This is a genomic window from Aneurinibacillus sp. REN35 (assembly GCF_041379945.2).
Lineage (GTDB): Bacteria > Bacillota > Bacilli > Aneurinibacillales > Aneurinibacillaceae > Aneurinibacillus.
Window position 1 is genome coordinate 16,072 of record NZ_JBFTXJ020000004.1, and the last position, 23,772, is coordinate 39,843.

General features: G+C 43.8%; 23 protein-coding genes. 3 read left to right on the forward strand and 20 right to left on the reverse strand.

Translation table 11 applies throughout. The annotated features are described in order from the left end of the window. Positions 1–86 precede the first annotated feature (86 nt). The 3 genes from AB3351_RS09335 to AB3351_RS09345 all read right to left on the reverse strand — a co-directional run bounded on the left by AB3351_RS09335 (position 87) and on the right by AB3351_RS09345 (position 1,789). On the reverse strand, positions 87–458 hold the full coding sequence (locus tag AB3351_RS09335) for a hypothetical protein (protein ID WP_371146873.1): 372 nt from the start codon (positions 456–458) through the stop codon (positions 87–89). Between the two features lie 138 nt (positions 459–596). Continuing rightward, a complete protein-coding gene (locus tag AB3351_RS09340; protein ID WP_371146874.1) occupies positions 597–1,055 on the reverse strand; it encodes a GNAT family N-acetyltransferase in 459 nt (152 codons plus the stop codon). A 182-nt stretch (positions 1,056–1,237) separates the two neighbouring features. Then, a complete protein-coding gene (locus tag AB3351_RS09345) occupies positions 1,238–1,789 on the reverse strand; it encodes an alpha/beta hydrolase (RefSeq protein WP_371146875.1) in 552 nt (183 codons plus the stop codon). Positions 1,790–2,248: 459 nt separating this feature from the next. Between AB3351_RS09345 and AB3351_RS09350 the strand changes: the two genes are divergently transcribed. Together AB3351_RS09350 and AB3351_RS09355 are read left to right on the forward strand one after the other, a co-directional pair. Then, positions 2,249–2,710, forward strand: a complete 462-nt coding sequence (locus AB3351_RS09350; protein ID WP_371146876.1) for a macro domain-containing protein — start codon at positions 2,249–2,251, stop codon at positions 2,708–2,710. A gap of 457 nt (positions 2,711–3,167) precedes the next feature. Beyond that, complete coding sequence (locus AB3351_RS09355) at positions 3,168–3,992, forward strand: MBL fold metallo-hydrolase (protein WP_371146877.1); 825 nt, start codon at positions 3,168–3,170, stop codon at positions 3,990–3,992. On the opposite strand, the gene AB3351_RS09360 is transcribed toward AB3351_RS09355, so the two are convergent. From AB3351_RS09360 to AB3351_RS09370, 3 genes are all read right to left on the reverse strand, one after another. Further along, complete coding sequence (locus AB3351_RS09360) at positions 3,978–4,622, reverse strand: hypothetical protein (RefSeq protein WP_371146878.1); 645 nt, start codon at positions 4,620–4,622, stop codon at positions 3,978–3,980. The genes AB3351_RS09355 and AB3351_RS09360 overlap by 15 nt on opposite strands. Before the next feature lie 94 nt (positions 4,623–4,716). Further along, the gene (locus AB3351_RS09365) at positions 4,717–5,193 is read right to left on the reverse strand and encodes an AraC family transcriptional regulator (RefSeq protein ID WP_371147158.1); all 477 of its coding nucleotides are present in this window, start codon (positions 5,191–5,193) and stop codon (positions 4,717–4,719) included. A 546-nt stretch (positions 5,194–5,739) separates the two neighbouring features. After that, positions 5,740–6,435, reverse strand: coding sequence for a MerR family DNA-binding transcriptional regulator (locus AB3351_RS09370; protein WP_371146879.1), 696 nt, complete (start codon positions 6,433–6,435; stop codon positions 5,740–5,742). Between the two features lie 157 nt (positions 6,436–6,592). Here AB3351_RS09370 and AB3351_RS09375 point away from each other — a divergent pair, with 157 nt between their 5' ends. Continuing rightward, the gene (locus tag AB3351_RS09375) at positions 6,593–7,078 is read left to right on the forward strand and encodes a DUF6022 family protein (protein WP_371146880.1); all 486 of its coding nucleotides are present in this window, start codon (positions 6,593–6,595) and stop codon (positions 7,076–7,078) included. 327 nt (positions 7,079–7,405) lie between these two features. Here the strand turns inward: AB3351_RS09375 and ppsA are convergent, their stop codons facing one another. The 14 genes from ppsA to rpsO form a co-directional block, all read right to left on the reverse strand. After that, positions 7,406–10,024, reverse strand: coding sequence for a phosphoenolpyruvate synthase (ppsA, locus tag AB3351_RS09380; protein ID WP_371146881.1), 2,619 nt, complete (start codon positions 10,022–10,024; stop codon positions 7,406–7,408). Positions 10,025–10,370: 346 nt separating this feature from the next. Then, complete coding sequence (locus tag AB3351_RS09385) at positions 10,371–10,745, reverse strand: hypothetical protein (protein ID WP_371146882.1); 375 nt, start codon at positions 10,743–10,745, stop codon at positions 10,371–10,373. 270 nt (positions 10,746–11,015) lie between these two features. Further along, positions 11,016–12,680, reverse strand: coding sequence for a ribonuclease J (locus tag AB3351_RS09390; RefSeq protein WP_371146883.1), 1,665 nt, complete (start codon positions 12,678–12,680; stop codon positions 11,016–11,018). 264 nt (positions 12,681–12,944) lie between these two features. Further along, positions 12,945–13,814 (reverse strand): 4-hydroxy-tetrahydrodipicolinate synthase, encoded by an 870-nt coding sequence (dapA, locus tag AB3351_RS09395; protein ID WP_371146884.1) that lies wholly within the window; start codon positions 13,812–13,814, stop codon positions 12,945–12,947. Between the two features lie 11 nt (positions 13,815–13,825). Next, positions 13,826–15,052 (reverse strand): aspartate kinase, encoded by a 1,227-nt coding sequence (gene dapG / locus AB3351_RS09400; protein WP_371146885.1) that lies wholly within the window; start codon positions 15,050–15,052, stop codon positions 13,826–13,828. Between the two features lie 22 nt (positions 15,053–15,074). Beyond that, positions 15,075–16,130: an aspartate-semialdehyde dehydrogenase gene (locus tag AB3351_RS09405; protein ID WP_371146886.1), complete on the reverse strand. Its 1,056-nt coding sequence runs from the start codon at positions 16,128–16,130 to the stop codon at positions 15,075–15,077. A gap of 76 nt (positions 16,131–16,206) precedes the next feature. Continuing rightward, positions 16,207–16,806 (reverse strand): dipicolinate synthase subunit B, encoded by a 600-nt coding sequence (locus AB3351_RS09410; RefSeq protein WP_371146887.1) that lies wholly within the window; start codon positions 16,804–16,806, stop codon positions 16,207–16,209. Next, positions 16,790–17,701, reverse strand: a complete 912-nt coding sequence (dpsA, locus tag AB3351_RS09415) for a dipicolinate synthase subunit DpsA (protein WP_371146888.1) — start codon at positions 17,699–17,701, stop codon at positions 16,790–16,792. Before dpsA ends, AB3351_RS09410 begins: the two co-directional genes overlap by 17 nt. A gap of 158 nt (positions 17,702–17,859) precedes the next feature. After that, a complete protein-coding gene (locus AB3351_RS09420) occupies positions 17,860–18,111 on the reverse strand; it encodes a YlmC/YmxH family sporulation protein (RefSeq protein WP_371146889.1) in 252 nt (83 codons plus the stop codon). Positions 18,112–18,285: 174 nt separating this feature from the next. Next, entirely contained in the window at positions 18,286–18,735 is a 450-nt protein-coding gene (gene dut, locus AB3351_RS09425; RefSeq protein ID WP_371146890.1) for a dUTP diphosphatase, read from the reverse strand. Beyond that, the gene (locus AB3351_RS09430; RefSeq protein WP_371146891.1) at positions 18,722–19,984 is read right to left on the reverse strand and encodes a M16 family metallopeptidase; all 1,263 of its coding nucleotides are present in this window, start codon (positions 19,982–19,984) and stop codon (positions 18,722–18,724) included. The genes dut and AB3351_RS09430 overlap by 14 nt, the downstream gene beginning before the upstream one ends. 75 nt (positions 19,985–20,059) lie before the next feature. Beyond that, positions 20,060–21,013 carry a polysaccharide deacetylase family protein gene (locus AB3351_RS09435; protein WP_371146892.1) on the reverse strand — a complete coding sequence of 318 codons (954 nt, stop codon included), beginning with the start codon at positions 21,011–21,013 and terminating at the stop codon, positions 20,060–20,062. A 116-nt stretch (positions 21,014–21,129) separates the two neighbouring features. Beyond that, positions 21,130–23,256 (reverse strand): polyribonucleotide nucleotidyltransferase, encoded by a 2,127-nt coding sequence (pnp, locus tag AB3351_RS09440; RefSeq protein WP_371146893.1) that lies wholly within the window; start codon positions 23,254–23,256, stop codon positions 21,130–21,132. 140 nt (positions 23,257–23,396) lie between these two features. Further along, on the reverse strand, positions 23,397–23,666 hold the full coding sequence (gene rpsO, locus AB3351_RS09445; RefSeq protein WP_371146894.1) for a 30S ribosomal protein S15: 270 nt from the start codon (positions 23,664–23,666) through the stop codon (positions 23,397–23,399). Positions 23,667–23,772: the final 106 nt, after the last annotated feature.

Consider the following 23,772-nt stretch of genomic DNA (forward strand, 5'->3'; position numbering starts at 1 on the left):
TCTTTCCATATGCTGTTGGTTAAGGGAGCAAAGGTGGGGGAAAATCGGTACATCCCGGTTTACCTCAACATTAACTTACAGAAATGCTACCCCATTTTATTAGAAAGATCGTCAATCGCTTGAATAGCTAGCTTCAACGCTTTAATCCTTCTTTCTAAAAGCGTTCTTTGGGGACTACCAGCCTTTGACTTAACATAAAGGTTCTCAATTGATGGAAATAAATCAATAAGAACATTGCGAGCTTCTGCTACATCTTCTTGGATGTAGTGATGGTGTCTTTGATTCCAAACGTTTTCTAGCATTGCTAAGCCAATGCAAACAGCTTTGAGTCGTTTCTTTACTACGGTGGTATTTGCTCCTTTTTGAGTCATCTGGGACAATGCATTTTCGAGTTTACTGATTGTCGATTGTAAAGATTTTATTGATTCCAATTTATCTACATTTGATATGTTTTCCATTTCATACTGTCCTTTCTTCCTTTCTGAATTATTTTGCAAAGGGTTGCGGATAGTTTTATTGCAACCGAATAAATTTTAGTTCTTAACAAGAAAGCTTCCTCCATTTTAGTCTTCGTATCATCCAGCAGAAATGTATCCTTACTTTTTCATATATTTCAAAGACACAAGATTATTGATCCCAGTTTTCTTGGCCATCTTTTCCGAAAGAGGCTTTCTTTTGTATTCTTCAAAACCTAACTTTTTATATAATTTCATCGCAGGAATATTCGTATCGGCAACCTCTTCAATGACGTAATCGTTATATGGTGTATTTTCAAAAATATGCTGAATGATTTGAGAAGCTACACCTTGTCCTTTGAATTCGTAAGCTGTTCCGACAAATTCAATCGAGCCTGTATGAGGAGGAAAATCTGCAGGAAGGGCTTCAAATTCCTTCTTTAATAAGATTCCTGCAACGCGTCCCTTGAAAAAGCCTAAGTGCTTTCTCAGCTCTTGTTTATTTAATTTTACCGATAGCGATCTCCCGTCCGTACATGCCGTCATTCCAACAACGTTACCATTTACTATAGCAACATAAAATTGATGTAAAATAAACATGTGCGCGAAGGACTTTGCAATGGTGTTTTTATCTTTGGAAAAATAGCCAAGCCATTGTGTAAATCCTTCTGCAAAAATTTTTATCTGCTTTTACAATCATAATCTTATACTCTCCAGCTTGCATGTAACTTTTCCCTCCCACCTTTCAATAAAAAAGAAGAACAACTGTACAAAATAATGATTTACAATCCCTTGATATCGTTGATCAGTTCAGGCAATCCATCACTAAAAGCATGTTCAGCTCCATCGAGTATTCGAGTATTTGCCTGTGGAAGCCTTTTCTTATAGTGTTCAAGGTGTGCAGACGGCACGAATTCATCGTTACGGCTGTGATAAAGGAAAATCTGCGCTATCTGAGGAAGTTTTGAGGCGGAATTTTCTGGCAGAGTGTACTCCTCAACCTGCCAATCATCGTCCTTTCCCCAGTATGGTGCTGCAATCATAAACAATCCAGAAATGGATCGATTCGTCGTTTTCTCGGAAAGATATTTCAGTAAAACTGAGCCTCCTAAAGAATGACCGATAAGAAGCACCTCACCGTCTAACGAAGCAAATTCTTTGTCAAGCTGAAGCTTCCAAAGCGTATACTCAGGATCTTCAGAATTAGGCATCTTGGGATATAACAAATTGTATTCATCACCCAGTGCGTCTTTTACATATGCTACTAGGTCGCTGCTTCCTTGGTGAAGACCTTGGGCTCCTGCACTATGAATGAACAACACTTGCTTTTTCATCTTGTTTACTCCCTTCTACTAGCTACAATCAGAAAGAAGCCATCTCAAAGTTACTTCTTTCTCTGTCACGATTTAATGAAATCCTAGATAACATGTAGTATTTTATTAAAGTTTATCACCTATGATAGCGAAGGACTTCTTCTCGATTGCTCAAAAACTCATCCTTCTATTCAACATAACCATCCGTTTATTCAATAAACCAAAATCATCGGATAAAGAAGCATAAATTTGATACAATGTTATTGAATCCTAAAAAAGGAATGAATTTAATGAAGAAAACGGACAAACCATAGCAGTAGAAAACCGACTGTACTTTTTTCAGTCGGTTTTCTACTTGTTGATCTGTACGGAATAAACCCCATTGCACGTAAGATTCAGCAGGCTACTTTTTATACTTTTGGCCTTCCGTCTGCAAATGAAATTCCAAATGATTTTAAAAGAAAGTGAGGAGAAGTCTACATGCTACATGTTGTTAAAGGTAATCTATTAACAAGCGACTGCACAGTAATCGGTCATCAGTGCAATTGCTTTTCAACAATGGGTGCAGGCATTGCTAAACAAATCAAGGCCATGTTTCCACAGGTTTACAAAGCTGATCAAGAATTTCCCCTTGAGCCGAAGGAACGCCTCGGTAAGATGTCGTTTGCCGAGATTCCAAACGGCTACTTCTTTAATCTCTACGGCCAGTTTCACTATGGAACAGATAAAAAGCAAACGGATTATGAAGCGCTAGCGTCTGCATTAACGTTGATGCAGCAGCAAATTGAAATCATTAAACAAGAACGTTCGGAGATGCAGGTTAAGATCGGATTCCCATTCGGTATGGGGTGTGGACTCGCAGGAGGAGATTGGTCGATTGTAGAGAAAATGATTGCACGTGTGTTTGATGGGTATGATGTGTATCTGTATCAATTGAAATAAATTCACTCACATAATTGTTCCAAAACGTGTGAGCCTCTAGCCTTAACACTCTATGAAAGAAGGTCAATGCGTTGGAATTACATTTGCCTAAAAGTATCCATACATTCTATTGGTTTACCTTTCCTATCATACTTATTTTAGTCGGCTATACTAACGTTTTTTACAATTGGGAACTCCCGCTTTACGGCTTCAATGAACTCGAAGATTTCGGAAGACTCTTATTTGTACTTGGAATCAGTGCCTGTGAAAGTGCTTTATGGACAGTATTTCTATGGTTCGGAATAAAACTTTGGAGAAAAGTTGCAAGTAAATCCAATATGTAAGCCATGAAAAGGGGGGGTAATATTACCAGTTAATGAAACCGATTATTCATTATGAACGTATACATAGGTTTTGATTGTTCTATAAAATGAGGTTGCTTTACGCATGCTATGATAACGAAAGCAGGTATTCTTATATGAAAATTACAGCGATCCTCGAGAACACTACACAGGATCATAAATTAACGGCAAAACATGGGTTATCTCTATATATTGAAACCGAGCAAATGAACATTATTTTTGATACAGGACCCGATCATTCATACATAAAAAATGCAAAGAAGATGGGAATTGATTTAAACAAAGCGCATGCTGTGGTCATTTCCCACGGGCATTCTGACCATATTGGCGGGCTGCGTTATCTTAATGAAGTAAATACACATGCAAAAATTTATTTATCACAGCATGCGTTAGAGCCTCATTGGCTTAGAGTAGGCGGCTACTTTCATAAGATAGGGGCAAAGAATACCATCCAGGATACGTACATGGATCGCCTTCATTTTGTAACCAATAATACAGAAATAGCAAAGGGAATTCATATTATTACTTTGCATCCTACCAATGAATATACAAAGAACCTTTATAAAGGAAGCCCAAAAGAGCTGGATGACTTTAACCATGAAATGATGTTGGTGATCGAAAATAAAGATGGCCTCGTCCTGTTTAGCGGCTGTAGCCATCATGGGATTATCCATATGGCAAACATCGCACTCGATACATTCCCTGGTAAAAAAATTGATGCCATAATAGGCGGGTTTCATTTAATTGGTATTCCCATTATTAATACACTCGGAAAAACAAAGGAAGAGATCATTTCTATGGGTACTAGATTAAATGAAATGCCCATCCGTTCTATGTATTCGTGCCATTGTACCGGCATAAAAGGATACAACATCCTCCGTACTGTTTTGAAAGATAAATTGCATCCTTTTCCAACAGGGAAAGAATTACTTATGGCGTAAAAGAAGCTTCTTCTTTACTTCTGCCAGCGCTGCCGCTGCATCTCGTTCTGGATTCAGGGTGGTAATGATCGTTTCACTAATGGCGGCACCGCTGTACACCTGGCTAACCACTTCCAGCTCAATCGGCTTGTCATAGTAATCTTCCGCCCATTCTGTATACTCTTCAGCCGTATATGTCAGACTGCTAAGCAAAAAATCAGCACCATTATCTAAATCCTCCGGATGTTCAACTTCCCCAGTTCTCCATTCAGAATCATGCTTTTCCCGCCACAGGCAGAAGGTTACGTCCTCCTTCTCAAACGTATCCGTATCCAAATAAGAGACAAGACTGGCCGGTACATCATCATACATGCCCGGCCATACCCCGTACTCTTCGTCGGCATGGGGACTTAACGGAGACTCGTGATCGAACCCCTTAATAAGAACGCCTTCAGGAGCAAAGATAACATACAGGTCATCTCCTGCACCGTTATCAATTATGCCTAATGAAACACCATCAAGCCAGCGCGGTTCATAGTGGTGTACACGCAGCCACTCTTCCGGACATAAAATCAAATCTAACCCGGCTAAAACAAGCATCCGCCGTTGTACATCCTCAGGCTCAAGCATTGGGCCTTCCCATTTCTTCATTTATTCCATCCTTTCTATTTTCAGACCCTGGATTTGCTCTAGCACCTTTCTGTCATGTTTCGCTATCCATACAGACAACAAAACAACTTTTTCTTTATATTTTTTTCCTAATCGGTATATACAAATCCACCTTACATTTTCCTTCCGGGTCCTCCGCTGGGTTATTCATACAAAACTCAAGGCAATCTCTGTCGTCTGCATCATATTCACTATTCGGCAGCCACTGCTGAAAAATATTTTGATAAGCCTCAGCTAATTTATAACCCATATCGTAGAACGGATATAAAGCATACAGGCCTCCGGATAACTTTTTAAATTGAACATTGCTATGACTTTCTTTTGCAAACCCCTCTGGTATGGTGACACAAGCATCATAGCGACAAGCGTGTTGTTCTACCATTTTGGGATTATCTAAAGAGATTCCGATGAAATAGTGTTCCGGTGGAAACAGTTTATTTTCCATCGCCCACTCCATTATTTTCTCCCATGAATCATTCGGTTCAAAATAACTACCAATACGCCTAATAAATGCTACCTCATATTCAGGAAGTTCCTTAATGAAAACAGCCACGATCATCCCCTCCACCCACTTATTCTCCACATTAGGATCTATATCCTCCTATGTAGAGATAGAGGTAGAAAACCTTATCATAGTAAGGCTGTAAGCTTTGGCATAACGAATACAATGAGAGTTTAATAAAGAAAAAGGACGACGCTTCGCTTGTACATACATGTAAATTAACAGAGGCTTTATATCCCGATTTATGCTAATTTATAATAAAAATGACAAAAAAATGCAATAATTTTCCTGAAGGGGAGCGAGGGAATTCTTTGATGAGATGCTTACACCAGAACTTCGTGAGATTAGAAAGACCCTAGAGGCATATACCACACATACGCCCATTGAAAGCGTTGATACAGCAGCAGCGTGCGGCGAAGGATAGCGAATGGGACTTGATTGTAAAAGTCACTTCAAATAACGCTACAAGGCTTATCAGGATTGACAGATGGGATTAAGTATTAAATAACGGTATTTCAATGCCTATACTTTTCTTTTTCTTCCGTTGCTAGCTATAATCGGTAGCGGAATAAATTCACACCACTTCAAATCAGCCTACTAAAGTCCAAGCTTTGCACATAATTGATGAAGCAAGGAAAGTCCCTGCAGCTGTAATCGGTTATTATTATTTAGGTATCGTTCGATGTCTACGATAATTTCCTTTACAGCCAGTAGATCCTTCTCCCTTAGCTTTTTTACTGCATTCTTTATCTTAACTGTTTCATTTGAATACACCGTATTTTGAGTGGCTTTCATAAGCAGAATCTTTATATATTGGAATACATCAAAATATCTATAGTTGTTCTCTTCTCCCCTAGCTGAGGAAATAAACCCTTCCTTTTCCCAGTAGCGTAATGTGGAATGCGCTACTCCTATTTTCTCAGCTATTTCCCCAATCATAAACGTCCTTTCGATTGCCGGTTGAACCTCAAGTTCTTTTACTAGACAAATGATTTGATGTAACGTTGTTTTAGCATGATGATTCTCCACTTGTACTTTGTTAATCCTCCAAAGAGCAGCATGTACATCTTTATTTTGAATATCCAACAGAATACGACTTGTACTATCCATCCCGAAGGCCGGAGCCATGCCAACAATACATTCAAAATAAGCCACATGCTCTTCTGTATAGATCCGATAACCATTCTCCGTTCTATCGGTAGGAGGAATGAGTCCCCTCTCTTCATATCCGCGCAAAGAACTGGTACTGATATTGAGTTTTCTTGCAATATCAATTGGTCTTACCTTTCTCATTTTCTTTCCCCCTGTCTCTACATTTATTTTAACCCTACTACAAACTTTATCCTCATTTTTACAGCTATAGCAATGTATTTTGTTGAAAACTTTAGAATTAGCTTTACTGTTGTAACATAGTTTCTGTACTATCAAAAAACATTATGGAGGGATGTAAATGAAGGCAGTAAACCCGGAAATGAACATTCATGAATTAGGGAATGTCGCATCTGATTATATTCAAAAAAAATGGAGACCGGTTCTCGCTCAACATAGAGATGAGCTGATTACGCTCTTCCCTGAATATGAAGATGCAACGTACGGTATGTATTTAGATAAGCTTTTACCACCTATGTGGGAGGAATTTCAGCGTAATGGTTTTACAACAGCCGAAGCGACAAAAGAAGGCGATTTTGTTATAGCCGATTGTTTACATTTCAGAAATTCCCTTGAAAAGGCAAAATGGGGTACGCCAGAACATGAAATCCGAGTATTTTGGATTGTTATTGAAAATGAAAGAAATGAAAGGATTGGTACGCTGCTTTTTGAATTATCTCATTCACATGTGGCATTTGACATTCCTGCAGCTCCTACATTCTTTGTTTGCGAAGGTATTGAACACAATGCAATTGTTGAAAAGATTCGTCAATTAAAAGAAGAATAGCGTCTTTATTTTTAGGGTGAACCCTATTATCAAAGCATGTTTTTTAAGAATCTAAATGCTTCCTTGCTTACGGACTTGCTTTCAAAACAGAAAAGGGGAAGTCCGTAAGAAGGATTGATATCGCGGAAAGAAAAAGGGCATCCTTCGGCTACTCAAACGATAGCTTTTAGGACAACCCTTCTCTTTCTTCTCTTCTGTTACATTAACTCAGACTTCTGTAAGAGTCGTTGCACAATCGCTGCAACCTCAGCTCTTAAGATGTAATCTTTTAATCCACCTTGGCCCCCAGCTTTTCAGAGACAAAACGAAAAAGTACGGTTCATTCAACTATAGGATTTCGATATAACCTTCTCTTCCATTCACTCTGATTCTTTGGCCATCCTTGATCAGCTTCGTAGCATTCTCCACACCTACAACGGCTGGAAGACCATATTCTCGGGCAATGACAGAACCATGCGTCATCAAACCACCTACTTCCGTAACCAAACCTTTAATAGATACAAACAACGGTGTCCAGCTAGGGTCAGTAAAGGCTGTAACCAATATATCTCCAGCTTCTAGATTCGCATCTTCCATCTTTAGAATAACACGTGCTCTGCCCTCTATAACTCCGGAAGAAACAGGTTGACCTACAATCGCTTCGGCTGGGAGATTTTCTCGTTTGTACGCACCTGCAATGATTTCACCATCGGACGTGATAACACGTGGCGGAGTTAATTTTTCATATAATTTGTACTCGTCTTTTCGTTTGCTGATGATCTGGTAATCGAGTTTATTTGTACGTACGACTTCGTGAAGTTCTTCAAAAGTGAGATCGTATATATCTTCTTTCTCTTGAATAACGCCCGCTTGTACGAGTCGCTCAGCTTCTTTCAGTAAAGCCTGCTTATAAATGAAGTAGCGATTAACCATGCCGTATTTTGGATATTCCCTATACCCGCTGAAATTCCGGATGAGGTCGATCCTTTGTTTTGTTTCTTTGGCTTTTTTCTCTCCATCCGGTAATTGCTTCAATCGGTCTAATAACTCTTGTTCTTTTGCCAAAGCTTCCTGTCGTCCTTGCTCAAATTTCCGCTTGCTAGCATTTGGCTCAGAATTTTTGATGTTACTGAGAATCATGGGGATAAGTGTAGTTGGTTTTTCGCTCCAACGCGTTCTGGTCATATCGATTTCTCCAACACATCGCATTCCGTATTTGGTGAGATAAGCGATTATTGCGGCTTGGATTTCCCGCCCACCATCCAACCTAATTAATTCATCCAAAAAGTTATCATCTTCTACATGTTGTTGTAAATAATTGATGACTTCCGGATAAGGACGAATCACGTCTGCGACATCCAATAACGCTAGACCCATTTCCGAGGTAATATTGTTGGGTACAGATTGAGAAAGCGTGTCGGCTGCGTTTTTTTCACCTAACCACGTATTCATTTTTTCATTGATCCATGTTGAAGCATCCATCGCAGCCATAATCACACCCAAACTTTGTGGATCAAATAAACTCTTCTTTAATTGCTGGATATCTTCTAGTATAAAATCAAATAAATCCGATCCTGATTTCGTTTGAATGTTTTGTTTTAACTCCTCTATCGATGTTTGATTACGCGTAATCAAATCAGAAACAATGGTCGGATCGTTTTCGACTTGTGATTGAGAACCTGCAGACGATATCTCACTATTGCTTTTACTGGGACTCCCCTCTCTTTTACCATCTGGTGACATTTTTATAAAATCTTCTCGCGCTACAATGGTCATGAGTGCATCTTTTATGAGCGGATCGGATTGTCCCAAGCCATCTATTATCATTTTTCTGCTGACAGGCGAAGCCAGCATATGTGTAATATCAACAAACAATCTCCCTCCAGCTTTATGCATAGGTGCAGGAGTCGTTAACAGGTAAAAAGATAATCCGAGTGGTTTCATGGGATCAGTCATCATTTGTTGATGACCGACAGATACGTACACGTGATTTTCTTGATCATTCGCTTCAGGGATGGGGAATAACGTAGTGATTGGCCGACTCTGAACAATATAAAAGGTATCGCGGGCCAAACACCATTCGATATCTTGTGGGCAGCCAAAATAAGTTTCGATCTGTCTTCCTGTGCGTGCGAGCTGTAAAATTTGTTGCTCCGTAAGTGTTTGCGTCTTTTGCTGATCAGAAGCGATCTGCTGTGTCTCTGTTCCGCCTTCCTTTCGTCCATAGATAGCCAATTTTTTGTCTGCTATCCTCTTATCGACGATTTTATCTTTTTGCACCTTATAGCAATCCGCAGATACCAAGCCAGAGACAAGAGCCTCTCCTAGTCCAAAGCTGGCATCAATAGATAGCAGCTTTCGATTGGAAGTAATCGGATCAGCAGTAAATAAAATTCCTGAAGCCTGTGGGAACACCATCCGTTGAATGATAACAGATAAATACACTTGGCTGTGGTCAAACCCGTTTTGCATACGATAAATCACGGCACGATCTGTAAATAGGGACGCCCAACATTTGCTGATGTGCCGCAAAATGGCTTCTTTTCCGATGATATTTAAGTAGGTGTCCTGCTGACCGGCAAACGAGGCATGTGGTAAATCCTCAGCCGTTGCACTAGAACGCACGGCATAAGCATGTTCATCGCCAAACTGGGAGAGATAGTGAGCAACAGCTTTTACAATATCGGAGGGAATTTCTATTTCCATAATGATCTTCCGAATCTTTCTGCTGATTTCACCAATTTTGTCTCGATCCTCTGCTTTGAACAATGTAAGTTGATCTAGTAATTGATGAAGTTCCTCATTTTTCCCAAGGGCTCTTTTATATGCCTCAGTAGTAACACAAAACCCTTCTGGCACTTGGATTCCATGAATCTTCGATAGTTCCCCCAGCTTCATCCCTTTGCCACCGACCAACATTTGTTTTGTTTTGTCGATCTCCCGAAGCTCCAGTACATACGGTTTCATTTCGTTCCCTCCCATTTATCACTCAATACCAAGACGAATCCCAATTACGCTGTCCACTCGTTTTTGCTCCTAGCGAAGTTTCATGTTCATATCAAACACTCCTTTAAAAAAATAAAAATAGGGATTGACTTAAAACAACTCTATGGTGTATGATTAAGTTAGGGATAAAATAAACTAAAATTTAAATTATTGTGTATCTATATAAATGTACCACAGCTTTTCACTTTTATCAATGCATTTGCACGACCATAATGGGTGCAAATGCATAGGAAGAAAATACAATAGTAAAAAGCCCAATCTCTTAGTATTGCTATTAAGAAATTGGGCTTTTTTCGTTTTAACAAGATTATCTATATTGTTTTGGATCCTTTTCTCTTTTAGTTGGACCTTTATGAGCAAAGGTCCATTCAATGATATGGTCAGTAATTCTGTCATATAAATCATCTTCTAGATAAGGTTCTTCATAAGTAAGCAATGTATCAATATCTGTTCTTATTTCCTTCAAAATATTAGTGCTAAAAGTTTTATTATCATTTAGAATCTCCCATAGATAGTGACAAAATCGTTCAAATCCTTCATCCCAATTACCATTTCCATTATTCTGTGCTTCGTATCGAAGTTTTTCAATTGCCCTTATTAGTTCACCTTCAACAGTATCTGCTTGACCACTCTTTGGAACATGGTTTAGCCAAATATCTTTAGCTTCCTCAAAGTATTTCATGATAACCTCCACGATAACCTGTAATAGATTACATTGTAAAGCTCTTTACACCCTTTTTCTATAGCGGTTTTCATCGGCTGTCCTACTGTCATGATAAGAGTGTATTATTTTAAAAAATAAATGGGGTCCCCCACTAATTTGCTGTCCTTGTTGTAGCACAATTTTCTCACTCGAGTAATCTATATTGTTATTTCGGGGATTTTCAGAATTAAAAAAAGCCGAGAACCCTTGATATAACAGGGTTTTCGGCTTCTGCTTTCAGTTATTCAATTATACTTCCATAATAATCGGAAGGATCATCGGACGACGGCGTGTCTGCTCGTACAAGAAACGTCCAAGCGCATCACGTACATTCGTCTTTAAGGATGACCATTCATTCACGTTATCTTCCATGCATTTATTCAGTGTCTGGCTTACAATACGGTTTGCTTCTTCAAGCAGTGCTTCCGATTCGCGGACATACACAAAACCGCGTGAAATAATATCCGGACCCGATAGAATGGTTCCGTTTTGTTTGCTCAATGTAACTACAACAACTAAAATACCATCCTGTGAAAGCAGCTTTCTGTCACGCAGTACGATGTTTCCTACATCGCCTACGCCAAGTCCGTCAATAAGTACAATACCAGACTGAACTTTCGGACCGTAACGCGCTTTGCCACCGTTGATCTCAACAGTATCTCCATTGTCAATTAAAAAAATATTCTCAGGCTGAACACCACATTGTTCAGCTAATAGGGCGTGTTGACGAAGCATTCTAAATTCCCCGTGGATGGGAATAAAGTACTTCGGTTTCATTAAATTCAGCATTAACTTTAATTCTTCCGCACTTCCGTGTCCAGATACGTGGATATCACTGCCATAGACTACGTCTGCCCCAATACGGAACAACTGGTCTACTGTGCGTGCCACATACTTCTCGTTACCTGGAATTGGAGTCGCTGCGATCAGTACGGTGTCACCTGGCAGAATATCGGCTTTACGGTGTGCAGAACGCGCCATGCGCGTCAGCGCCGACATCGGTTCACCCTGACTTCCTGTAGACAGGATTACCACACGCTCGGCTGGAAGCTTATTGATCTCTTCCGGCTCAATCAGCATGCCCTCTGGAATGTTCAAATAGCCAAGCTCTGTGGCGATATTGACGACATTTACCATCGAGCGACCAATTACAGTCACCTTGCGATCATACAGTGCGGCTGCGTCGATGACCTGTTGAATACGGTGAATGTTGGAAGCGAATGTAGCAACAACGATACGTCCCTTGCACTTATTGAACTGCTCCTTAATCGCCTCGCCAACTTCACGCTCGGATCCGGTAAAGCCTGGACGCTCTGCATTCGTACTGTCAGAGAGCAGCGCAAGTACGCCACGTTCACCGATTTTTGCCATCTTCCCGAGGTCGGCCATCTGATTGTTTACTGGCGTCTGGTCGAATTTGAAGTCGCCAGTATGCACAACGTAGCCTTCCGGTGTATCAAGGCACACACCGACAGAATCCGGAATGCTGTGGTTGGTCTTAAAGAATGACGCAGTAAAGCAGCCCAGTTCAACCTCTGACTTGTTGTCGATTAGGTTAAGCTTCGCATCACCAAGCAGACCCGCTTCCTTAAGCTTGACCTCGATTAAACCGATCGTCAGCTTGGTTGCGTATACAGGAACATTGAGGTGACGCAGCACGTAGGAGAGCGCTCCAATGTGGTCTTCGTGTCCATGCGTAATGATAATGCCGCGAACCTTGTCTTTGTTCTCCTGCAAATACGTAATATCAGGAATGACAATATCGATGCCAAGCATTTCTTCCTCGGGGAATTTCAAACCTGCATCGACTACCACGATGTCATCTGCATACTGAATTACGTACATGTTTTTGCCAATCTCGCCCACGCCGCCCAAAGCGAAGATCGACAAAGCTTTCTGGTTAAGTTTCGACAAATTTATTCCTCCTAATATTCAGTTGTAGTTACATTTGATCAAACAACGTATTTATTTTTTAATAAACCGAACCAGTCACTTGTTAATATTATACATGATTTTTCAAACGAAAAACAAGTGCTATCACAGCTTACTGTGCCCAGAAAGTTCGTTTCCTATGTAATCACGCGGATAACAGGATGGACACGGTATGATAAGAAGGCATAAAACGACGCAAAAAAAGGACAGGAAATTGCTTCCCTGTCCTTCTCTTACCTCATTTGCTTAGGTAAATAAACGTTGTACATATTCTTGTTCTTGTTCCGTTAAAGCAACAAGCGGAAGGCGTACCCCGCCTACATCGATCCCTTTTAATGCAAGCGCCGCTTTAACCGGCGTCGGATTCGCCGTAATAAATAATCCCTCAAAAATCGGGAGCAGTCGGCGGTGCAGAGCGCTGGCCTTTGTAACATGGCCTTCTACAAACGCTTCAATCATCTCCGTCATTTCGCGGCCGATGACATGGCTGGCCACGCTGACGACGCCTTTGCCGCCGATAGACATGCATGGCAGCGTCATGCTGTCATCCCCCGTATAAAGAACGAAGTCGGCGCCTGTCTGCTCGATGATCTTAGACATCTGGCCTGTGTCACTGCTCGCTTCCTTAATTGCCGTAATGTTCGCCACATCGTTTGCCAGACGAATCGTCGTCTCCGCTTTCATATTAATCACAGAGCGCCCGGGAATATTATACAGCATAACCGGAAGCTTCGTGCTTTGGGCAATCGTCTTAAAGTGCTGGTACAGCCCTTCCTGCGACGGCTTATTATAATAAGGCACGACCAGCATAATTCCATCGACACCGGCTTCTGCAGCCTTTTGCGTCATTTCGATCGATGCCGCTGTATTGTTGCTTCCTGTACCGGCGATAACCGGAATCCGTCCGTCCACAATTTGTGATACGTACCGGTACAGCTCCACCTTTTCCCATCCAGACAGCGTGGGTGATTCACCTGTAGTACCTGCAACGACAAGCGCCGTTGTTCCCGTGGCAATCAGGTGCTCTACCAGGGTCTCCGTCTTTTGTTTATCCACATTCAATTGCGCATCGAATGGAGTGACCATCGCTGTCAATAATCGTCCAAAGTCAATCACGGTACTCCTCCTTAGAACTGTACCTTGTCAAGGTCAAACGTTTTATGAAGGGCACGGACCGCCCGAGCCATATCGGTTTCCTTCACCAGCACCCAGATGGTGGTATGGGAGTCTGCCGACTGTAGAATCTGGATGTCCCCTTTGGTCAGCGCCTCGACAATACGCGCCATAACGCCAGGAACGCCAGCCATACCAGCACCGATGATGGACACTTTGGCGCAGTGGCGGGTTAATAGCGGTTCATATCCCATGCCATGCAGAATATCGACCGCCTTATCTAGCACCTCATCCCGCACCGTATACGCGACCCCGATCGGGTTTACATTGATAAAATCTACACTGATATCATTTTCGGCCATCGCTTTGAATACCTGCATCTGCAGATCATATTCTCCCTCTTTGGCCATGACTTTAATCTGCGTCAGATTAGGCACATGTGCAATACCTGTAATCAGCCGGTCATTTACTTCTCCGGCAACCCGACTTGCTTCCGCTATGCTTGTAACCAGCGTTCCCTCTTCATCTGAGAACGTCGACCGCACACGGATCGGCGTGTTGGTCTGCATCGCAATCTCTACGGCACGCGGGTGAAGCACTTTCGCTCCCTGATATGCCATATTGCAGATTTCCGTATACGTAATCGTAGACAGCGGACGCGCTTCTTCCACAATACGTGGATCGGCTGTCATGATGCCGTTTACGTCGGTAAAAATATCGACCATCTCCGCTTTCAGTGCAACACCAAGCGCGGTCGCTGACGTATCGCTTCCTCCGCGTCCAAGCGTGGTCGTATCCCATTCTGTCGTCCGGCCTTGGAATCCAGTCACAATTACAACTTTGCCCTGCTCTAGCTCGCGTACAATGCGCTGCGGATTAATTGTTGCAATCTGGGCGTTCGTATAATCATCGTTCGTTAAAATGCCGGCCTGCCCACCTGTCAGCACGGATGTTGTCAGTCCTTTTGCGTTCAGCATGCTGGCCATTGTGGTAGCGGAGATGACTTCCCCGCATGACATCAGCATATCAGTCTCCCGCTTGCCTAGCGCACTTCCATTCTCTTTGATCAAATCAAGCAACGTATCAGTGGCGTACGGATCGCCCTTGCGTCCCATGGCGGATACAACAACACAGACGCTGTATCCTTCCTCAAGCGCATTTATAATATGCTGAGCCGCACGCTCTCTCTTTTCGGCGTTCGTCAAAGACGAACCCCCAAATTTTTGCACAAGTATTCTCATGCTGCTCTCGTAGCTCCTTACCTTATTCAGACTCTGTAATTAAACCGCGTTTTACAACTTCTTCTGCGATTTGAACTGCGTTTCCTGCCGCACCCTTTAACAGGTTATCGGATACAATCCACATGTGCAAGCCCCGAGGGTTGTCAAGATCGCGACGCAGGCGTCCGACGAAGGTCTCAATTTTGTCAGCAGCATCAATCGCCATCGGATACTCTTGTTCCTCTGGATTGTCCTGCACGATAATGCCTGGTGCGTTCTCTAGCAGCGTGCGTACTTCCGCCAGATCATAGTCGTTTTTAAACTCCACATATACCGACTCCGAGTGACCTTTGACAACTGGAATGCGTACGCATGTCGCAGCGACAGCAATCGTCTCATCGGAGAAAATTTTCTTCGTCTCACGTATCATTTTCATCTCTTCGTTCGTAAAGCCATTATCTAAGAATACATCAATTTGCGGAATGGCATTGAACGCGATTTGATGTTTTTTCGGAAGCGATCCTACCGGTAGTACTTCCTTCTTCACTTCTTTACCGCTAACGAGTGCTTCGGTCTGATCCGTCAGCTCTTGAATGGCTTTTGCACCAGCTCCTGATACCGCTTGATAGGTTGATACGATGATACGCTCGAGGCCATACTGATCAAGCAGCGGCTTTAATGCGGCAACCATCTGGATTGTAGAGCAGTTCGGATTGGCAATGATGCCGTTATGCTCAGCCAGCGCTTCTGGATTTACTTCCGGCACAACCAGCGGAACTTCTGGGTCCATGCGGAATGCACTTGTATTATCAATGCAGATTGCACCCCGCTTTGCTGCTTCAGGTGCGAGTGCTTTACTGACACTGCCTCCTGCGCTGAATAAGGCAATCTGTACGCCTTCAAATGCTTCCGGTGTCGCTTCCTCGATGACAATATCCTGACCATTGAATTGTACCGTCTTACCCGCCGAACGGGCGGACGCTAATACTTTCAAAGAAGCAAGTGGGAACTGTCTCTCGCTTAGCATCTTCAACATTTGCTCCCCTACTGCGCCGGTAGCACCAACAACTGCTACATGATATCCTGTGTTCTTCCCCATCTTTCCCACTCCTTTTCGCTCACCGATTTCTTCTTCGGTGCGACTATATTTTGTATTATGAAAATAGCAAAAATTGCTATTGCATATAGCGGAACTTCTCTACGAGCACCGGTTGAAGCTGTATGCCTTCAAGCGCCGCCTCGCACGTTTCTTTAATCAATTCCATACGTGCAACCAGCGAGTTCGGCTTCTTCGTCGGGGCATCTTGACCATACGGAACCAGGTAAATATTCTTTGTTGCTGTTAATTTGGCGATGTTGGCCGCATTCAATCCCAGTCCATCATTGGTCGAGATAGCCAGCACAACCGGGTGCAGATTACGCAGCGTTGCCTTTGTCGCCATCATGACCGCACTGTCAGTGACCGCGTTGGCAAGCTTGCTCAGCGATGTGCCTGTGCACGGTGCAATCACCATCACATCAAAGCGTTTGCTTGGTCCAAGCGGCTCCGCATCCACAATCGTAGAGATAATATCATTGCCGGTAATCGCGTATAACTGTGCCTGCCAATCACGCGAATTGCCGAACCTTGTATCGGTTGTAGCAACGGTGTGGCTGATAACCGGTACAACTTCCGCACCTGCATCAACAAGCCGCTGAATCTCCGGCATTACTTCAGCAAATGTGCAGTGTGATCCCGTCAGACCAAAGCCGATTGTCTTACCCTTGAGATCCATCTTGATTCCTCCTGTTCCCCGTTTGATCAAAAACGAGCCGCGACAGCGTACCTGCGATAATCTGTCCTGCCGTTTTCGGTGCAACGATTCCGGGTAAACCTGGAGCAAGAATGGCTTTAATTCCCCGCTTCTCCGCATACCGGAAATCCGTGCCTCCCGGCTTGGAGGCAAGGTCAATAATTAAGGCATGAGGCTGCATATTCGCAATCACCTTTGCTGTAATAATAACCTGGGGAATTGTATTAAATATAAAATCAGCGTCGTCAACATGCTGGGTCAGTTCGTCAATATGGAACGGAGTCAGTCCCATTTCAAAAATCCGGGCCAGATCCGACGACTTACGGGCGCCCACACGTACTTGCGCGCCAAGCGCATGCAGAGCACGAGCCATGGATAAACCAACCCGGCCCAGTCCTAAGACCAGACTGTTTGAATTATGAATGGTAAAGTCAGTATTCTGGATAGCCATCATCAGCGCGCCTTCCACTGTCGGGATGGAATTATAAATCGCCACATCGTCGCGATCCATCAACTCCGTTAAGCCAAGACTATGCTTGGCGGCTACATCCGTCAAAAAACGGCGGGCAATCCCCGTATAAACACAGCAGCGAGAAGGCAGCGCGGCGAGGAGCTCTTCTGTTAGTTGCAGCGGCTTGGAGCAGAAGATACTCTCAACATATCCTTTATCATCCGAGCCTACAATCGGCAGAATCAAAGCATCCACATCGCGCAAGACATCAGCGGAAAGCGGCCGCTTCACCGCACCGGTGAAGTTACTCTCCCAATTATCAAAGCCGATGAGGGTTACCGCGGCATCCAATTCAATGAATTTCTTGATGACTTCAAGCTGGCGAGCGTCCCCGCCGATGAAGGCAGCATGAATTCCTGTTAGCATAAGATAACCCCTTTCAAACCATTTTACTGCAAACATGCGCTAAGATAAAGCAAAAACAGCCGCTGCAGCCATGGTTTCCCGGAATTCGTTGCATTTCTACCCTCATCGTATTCTGTGCGGACCAGTATGGTGACAAACGCCCGCCTGTTCATTTTTTCTTATTCTGACATTGTCTTCTCTTTCATCTCCACAATAATCATTTCACTGCCCACCTTACGAATTGCTTTCCACGGAATCATAACCTCTTCTTTTTTGCGTCCAAGCCCAAGGAGACTTCCTGTGGGGAGAATGATCGATTCAATCTTACCTGATGCCGGGTCAATCACCATATCGGATTGCCCGACTACCCCCATTCTCTCACCGTTATCCAGATCAATAATCTCTTTGCCGCCAAGTTCGCTATACCGCATTCTAACGCCTCCCATGTGGCATATTCGTTTTGATATATACACTTCTACCTACATGTATACGCGTGCTTATCTGTTTTCATAAGCGAAAGTTACGACATGTATAAGGCGGCAAAAATAAAAGAGGAAAAACTGTATCCCCTTTATTTTAACGGATATGTTTTTCCTCTTTTATTTTTATACTCCTGTATGACCAAAACCACCGCTGCCCCGCTCGGTGTCATCAAGTGATTGTACCTGTGTAAGCTGTACGCGCGGCACCCATTGGAATACAAGTTGGGCAATTCGATCACCGCGTTCTATAATGAATGATTCTGTCCCATGGTTAATTAAGATTACACCGATTTCACCGCGATAATCGGCATCAATTGTGCCAGGTGCATTCAGCGTGGTTACCCCTTTTTTATATGCCAATCCACTGCGTGGGCGCACCTGTGCTTCTAGGTTTTCCGGCATTGCGACTGCAAAACCGGTTGGAATCAGTGCTCTTTCACCTGGTTGAAGAGTAACAGACTCCGATACTGCAGCTTTTAAGTCAAAGCCGCTGGCAGCATTCGTCATCTTCAGTGGAACTCCAATGTCTTCGTTTCCAGGCAATACAGTAACCTTTACATTAGCGTCGTACAAGAATATCGCTCCTCATATAATCTGGTATCGTATCAAGGGGGCTGACAAGGGCCGTTGCCACCTTATTGCTAAATATCTCTTCCGCCACTTTCTTCACACTTTCCACGGTAATGGCTTCTACACGTTGAATAATCTCATCGAGATCTAAGTGACGCTTGAGCAGCAGTTCATTTTTACCCAGACGACTCATGCGGCTGCTTGTACTCTCTAAGCTGAGCATGAGGCTGCCTTTTAACTGCTCCTTGCCTTTCTTCAATTCTTCTGCGCTGATTCCCTTATCGCGCAGCTCGGCGACCGTCTTAATCATAATGTGATAGACCTCTTCGAGCTGCTTCGTAGCTGTACCTGTGTACAACGTAAACGTACCCGTATTTTTAAAGGAAGAATGATAGGAATAGACCGAGTAGGCTAAACCGCGCTCTTCACGTACTTCCTGAAATAGACGTGAGCTCATGCTGCCGCCCAGTATATTGTTCATAAGAATAAGGGGATAAATATCCTTATGCCCTACATCGTATCCTGGAAATGATAAGCAAAGATGTGCCTGTTCGGTCTCTTTTTTCTTCCATACGGACCCGGCAGTGAAGTCCGGCACAACATCGGGTGTCAGTTCCTGTGTCGTGCGTGTATAGCCAGAGAAATAGCGGGTAATCTCGGCAAGAAGCTTGTCTGAGACATTGCCTGCTACCGTGATCACGGTCTCCTCCGGCGTATAACGCGCATCGAGATAACGATGGATATCCTCCCGTCCAATTCCACCAAGAACTTCTTCCGTACCAAGAATGCTGTAGCCAAGCGGATGCTTTTCATAGGAAGCCTTCGCTACCAGATCATGGACGAGATCATCCGGTGTATCTTCATACATACGGATTTCTTCAATGACTACATTCTTTTCCTTTTGCAGCTCCTGCTCATCAAATACGGAATTAAAGTACATATCCGCAAGAATATCAAGGGCAACCGGAGCGTGCTCATCAAGCACCCGGGCATAATAGCACGTATATTCTTTAGATGTGAATGCGTTAACATGGCCGCCGATGTGATCGAATGATTCGGCGATCTGCTTAGCTGAGCGCGTAGCCGTTCCTTTGAACAGCATGTGCTCAATGAAATGGGAAATCCCATTTACTTCAAGGTTTTCATATTTTGAGCCCGTGCCGATCCAGATGCCGAGCGCAACGGAACGAACGGTTGGGATTTTTTCAATAATGATGCGCACGCCATTGTCTAGCGTATATTTTTCTATCACTACGCCTTCCTCCTCCAGTTGACGAGCTGTCGCTTGTCACATATTTCTCTACTATAGCAAACTTGCCATCTTCACTCAATAGGAGGGGACGCGGCTGGTAGACAGCGTGTCACTTACCGTTCCAAGCGCTAATTTCTTCTCTTTAATATGTGCAATCAGGCGCGGCAGCGCTTCTGCAGTCGGTGCTGTCGGGTGCATGAGGATAAGAACACCGTTATTGACCTTTGGTGCCACCCTGCGGAACCACTGCTCAGGAGAGGGCTTGCGCCAATCAATCGTATCCGCTGTCCACATAATGGTCTTGAGTTGATAACGCGCGGCCATCTCCACGACCCGCTGATCAAAATCACCTGATGGTGGTGCAAACAGCGTCGGAGTTATACCGGTTGCTTCTTTAATTACCGCATTCGTTTTTGTAATCTCTTGTTCCATACGGGAGAGAGAGAGTGTGCTCATATTCGGATGTGAGTATGCATGACTGCCAACTTCATGTCCGGCTGCGACAATTTTCTTTACTTCGTCCGGATATTTTTTGGTCCAGCTTCCATCAAGAAAGAAGGTGGCTTTTACTTTTTCCTTCTCCAATGTTTTGAGAATTGCCGGTAAGTATTCATTGCCCCAAGCTACGTTAATCATCACAGAGACCATCGGCTTCTCTGGATTACCACGGTAGATGGGAGCAGGTGCTAGCTGGTCGATATGCACCGACGGCTTAACTTCCTGATAAACAAACAGTGACTCGTCCCATTTCCCTACCTGTTGCATGCGGGTAAGTGTCGCTTGCTCATCTACACGCAGTCCGTTATATCCCGGTACCCTTTTCCATACCGGATCAATGCGCGCATCTATCGGAGCTATATTCTTTGTACGCGCTACCTCTTTGAGCTGCCGCTCCCACCCGGCTGTTTGCGTTGCGATTGTCACACGATCCGTCTTTTTCGAAGCGATATACAAGTTCACTGACTCTGAGGTCATGACACTATATAAAAGAAAAAGAAAACATAGTGAGGCCAATAATCGATTCATCATTCTTCACCACACTCCCGCATACATATAGGTTTGTACAATCCTATGCCGGGAATGGGGCAAGCATACATAAAAAAAAATAGCGACAGACATAATGTCTACGGTCGCTATTTTCCTGCTTACTGCTTATCGGCTTCTTCCGCCGCTTTTTCTTTTTGCTTCTGCTCTTTTAACAGGACTTTGTGTGAGAGGTTCACACGCCCCTGGTTGTCGATTTCCGTTACTTTCACCATCAGCTTATCTCCAACGGATACAACATCTTCAACTTTACCTACGCGCTCTTCAGCCAGTTGTGAAATATGAACAAGTCCTTCCTTGCCAGCGAACAGTTCAACAAAGGCACCAAACTTCTCCACTCGCTTAACTGTACCGTTGTAAACTTGTCCAACTTCGACTTCGCGCACGATATCTTCGATAATCTTCTTCGCCCGGTTGTTTGCATCCGCATCCGGAGAAGCGATATACACGCGGCCATCTTGTTCGATATCGATTTTTACGCCCGTTTCCTCGATGATCTTGTTAATCACCCGACCACTTGGCCCAATTACATCGCGGATTTTATCTGGATTGATGCGCATAATCGTGATCTTCGGCGCAAATTTAGACAACTCTTGGCGCGGCTCTTGGATGGCTTCTTCCATCTTGCCAAGGATAAACATGCGGCCTTCGCGCGCTTGATTAAGTGCCTGCTCCAAGATTTGACGATCAATTCCTTCAATCTTAATATCCATTTGAAGCGCAGTAACACCGTTACGTGTACCTGCTACCTTGAAGTCCATATCGCCAAGATGATCTTCCATGCCTTGAATGTCCGTGAGAACGGTAACGTGCTCTCCATCTTTAACAAGGCCCATTGCAATACCTGCCACCGGCGCTTTGATCGGTACACCCGCCTGCATCATCGCAAGCGTGCTCGCGCAAATACTTGCTTGTGAGCTTGAACCGTTCGATTCCAATACTTCCGATACAAGACGGATTGTATATGGGAATACATCCTCGCCCGGAATGACCGGCTCAAGTGCACGTTCACCCAAGGCACCATGTCCGATTTCACGTCGTCCTGGTGCGCGCAGTGGACGGGCTTCCCCTACGCTGTATGGCGGGAAGTTATAATGATGCATGAATCGCTTCGATTCTTCAAGACCTAAACCATCAAGAATTTGAACATCCCCAAGCGCTCCAAGCGTACATACGCTAAGCACCTGTGTTTGTCCACGTGTAAATAACCCTGAACCGTGCGTACGCGGCAGAAGTTCTACATCGCAGGCAATTGGACGGATCTCATCCAATCCACGGCCATCCGGGCGTACTTTGTCATGCGTAATGAGACGACGCACTTCTTTCTTGACAATATCGTGCAGAATTTCATTGATCTGCTTCTCTTCTTCTGGATAGGTTTCCGCAAAATGCGCCAGCGTCTCATCATTGATGACATCGATCGCATCATAACGAGCTTGCTTTTCTTCAATGCGCACGGCTTCGATCAAGCGAGTTTCTGCGTAATCTTTGACAGCGGCTTCGATCTCCGCATCAAAGGTCAACAGTTCGACTTCCATCTTCTCCTTGCCGACCTCTTCAGCAATTGTCCGGATTTGCTCTACAATCTTACGGATTTCATCATGACCGCGCATAATGGCCTCAAGCATGACTTCCTCTGATACTTCATCAGCGCCTGCTTCTACCATGTTAATCGCATCATATGTACCTGCTACCGTCAGATTGACATCGCTTTTCTCCATCTGTTCTACTGTTGGATTGATTACGAACTCACCGTCAACACGTCCGATGATAACACCTGCGATCGGCCCATTAAACGGTATATCAGAAATGCTCAGGGCAGCAGACGTACCGATAATAGCCGCTACTTCCGTAGAACAATCCTGATCCACAGACATAACCGTATTGACGATTTGCACTTCATTACGGAATCCTTCCGGGAATAGTGGACGGATCGGACGGTCAATCAGACGGCTGGTTAGTGTCGCCTTCTCGCTTGGGCGTCCTTCACGTTTGATGAATCCGCCTGGAATTTTACCAACTGCATACAGTTTTTCTTCATAATTTACTGTAAGTGGGAAGAAATCAAGGTGCGACGGCTTTTTTGATGCCGTTACGGCACTCAATACCGCGGAATCGCCATAGCGTACAAGCACTGCCGCATTGGCCTGCTTCGCCAGTCTGCCGTACTCAATCGACATTTTCCGGCCAGCGAAGTCAAACTCATATACTTTTACATCTACATCCATAAAAAAATGATGCCTCCTCTCTTGCTCAACAAAAATAATTTCGTCATTGTTCTAGTATTTCCTGCAATCCAAGGAAATAAAAAAGATAATGAGAATATCTAACTATAGGCATGAAAAAAGCGGGGAATCCCCGCTTTCTCTTATCGACGTAAGCCTAGTTTAGTAATTAACTCACGGTAACGAGTAACATCTTTGTCTTTCAAGTAAGCCAGCAGGTTGCGGCGTTGACCAACCATTTTCAGCAGCCCACGACGGGAGTGGTGGTCTTTCTTGTGCGTACGCAGATGACCGTTCAGATAGTTAATTTTTTCAGTAAGGATAGCGATCTGTACCTCTGGAGATCCAGTGTCGGACTCGTGTGTACGGTACTCTTCAATCAACTGTTGCTTGCGCTCTTGTGTTAATGCCATCCTATTCACCTCCTCAATAAAATCCCCAATGCCCTAGAAATCCGTTGGTGATTCGAACTTCCAAGCCATGGTTGTTTGACTAACAAAATATACTATATCATATAAA

Coding starts and splice junctions, on each gene's coding strand:
- AB3351_RS09405 (WP_371146886.1), bottom strand. CDS start 16,130: ATGGGGAAGAACACAGGATATCATGTAGCAGTTGTTGGTGCTACCGGC.
- AB3351_RS09420 (WP_371146889.1), bottom strand. CDS start 18,111: ATGCGGTATAGCGAACTTGGCGGCAAAGAGATTATTGATCTGGATAAC.
- AB3351_RS09340 (WP_371146874.1), bottom strand. CDS start 1,055: ATGTTTATTTTACATCAATTTTATGTTGCTATAGTAAATGGTAACGTT.
- AB3351_RS09345 (WP_371146875.1), bottom strand. CDS start 1,789: ATGAAAAAGCAAGTGTTGTTCATTCATAGTGCAGGAGCCCAAGGTCTT.
- dapG (WP_371146885.1), bottom strand. CDS start 15,052: ATGAGAATACTTGTGCAAAAATTTGGGGGTTCGTCTTTGACGAACGCC.
- AB3351_RS09360 (WP_371146878.1), bottom strand. CDS start 4,622: ATGAAGAAATGGGAAGGCCCAATGCTTGAGCCTGAGGATGTACAACGG.
- ppsA (WP_371146881.1), bottom strand. CDS start 10,024: ATGAAACCGTATGTACTGGAGCTTCGGGAGATCGACAAAACAAAACAA.
- dpsA (WP_371146888.1), bottom strand. CDS start 17,701: ATGCTAACAGGAATTCATGCTGCCTTCATCGGCGGGGACGCTCGCCAG.
- rpsO (WP_371146894.1), bottom strand. CDS start 23,666: ATGGCATTAACACAAGAGCGCAAGCAACAGTTGATTGAAGAGTACCGT.
- pnp (WP_371146893.1), bottom strand. CDS start 23,256: ATGGATGTAGATGTAAAAGTATATGAGTTTGACTTCGCTGGCCGGAAA.
- AB3351_RS09370 (WP_371146879.1), bottom strand. CDS start 6,435: ATGAGAAAGGTAAGACCAATTGATATTGCAAGAAAACTCAATATCAGT.
- AB3351_RS09350 (WP_371146876.1), top strand. CDS start 2,249: ATGCTACATGTTGTTAAAGGTAATCTATTAACAAGCGACTGCACAGTA.
- AB3351_RS09410 (WP_371146887.1), bottom strand. CDS start 16,806: ATGGATCTCAAGGGTAAGACAATCGGCTTTGGTCTGACGGGATCACAC.
- AB3351_RS09355 (WP_371146877.1), top strand. CDS start 3,168: ATGAAAATTACAGCGATCCTCGAGAACACTACACAGGATCATAAATTA.
- AB3351_RS09435 (WP_371146892.1), bottom strand. CDS start 21,013: ATGATGAATCGATTATTGGCCTCACTATGTTTTCTTTTTCTTTTATAT.
- AB3351_RS09375 (WP_371146880.1), top strand. CDS start 6,593: ATGAAGGCAGTAAACCCGGAAATGAACATTCATGAATTAGGGAATGTC.
- AB3351_RS09335 (WP_371146873.1), bottom strand. CDS start 458: ATGGAAAACATATCAAATGTAGATAAATTGGAATCAATAAAATCTTTA.
- AB3351_RS09385 (WP_371146882.1), bottom strand. CDS start 10,745: ATGAAATACTTTGAGGAAGCTAAAGATATTTGGCTAAACCATGTTCCA.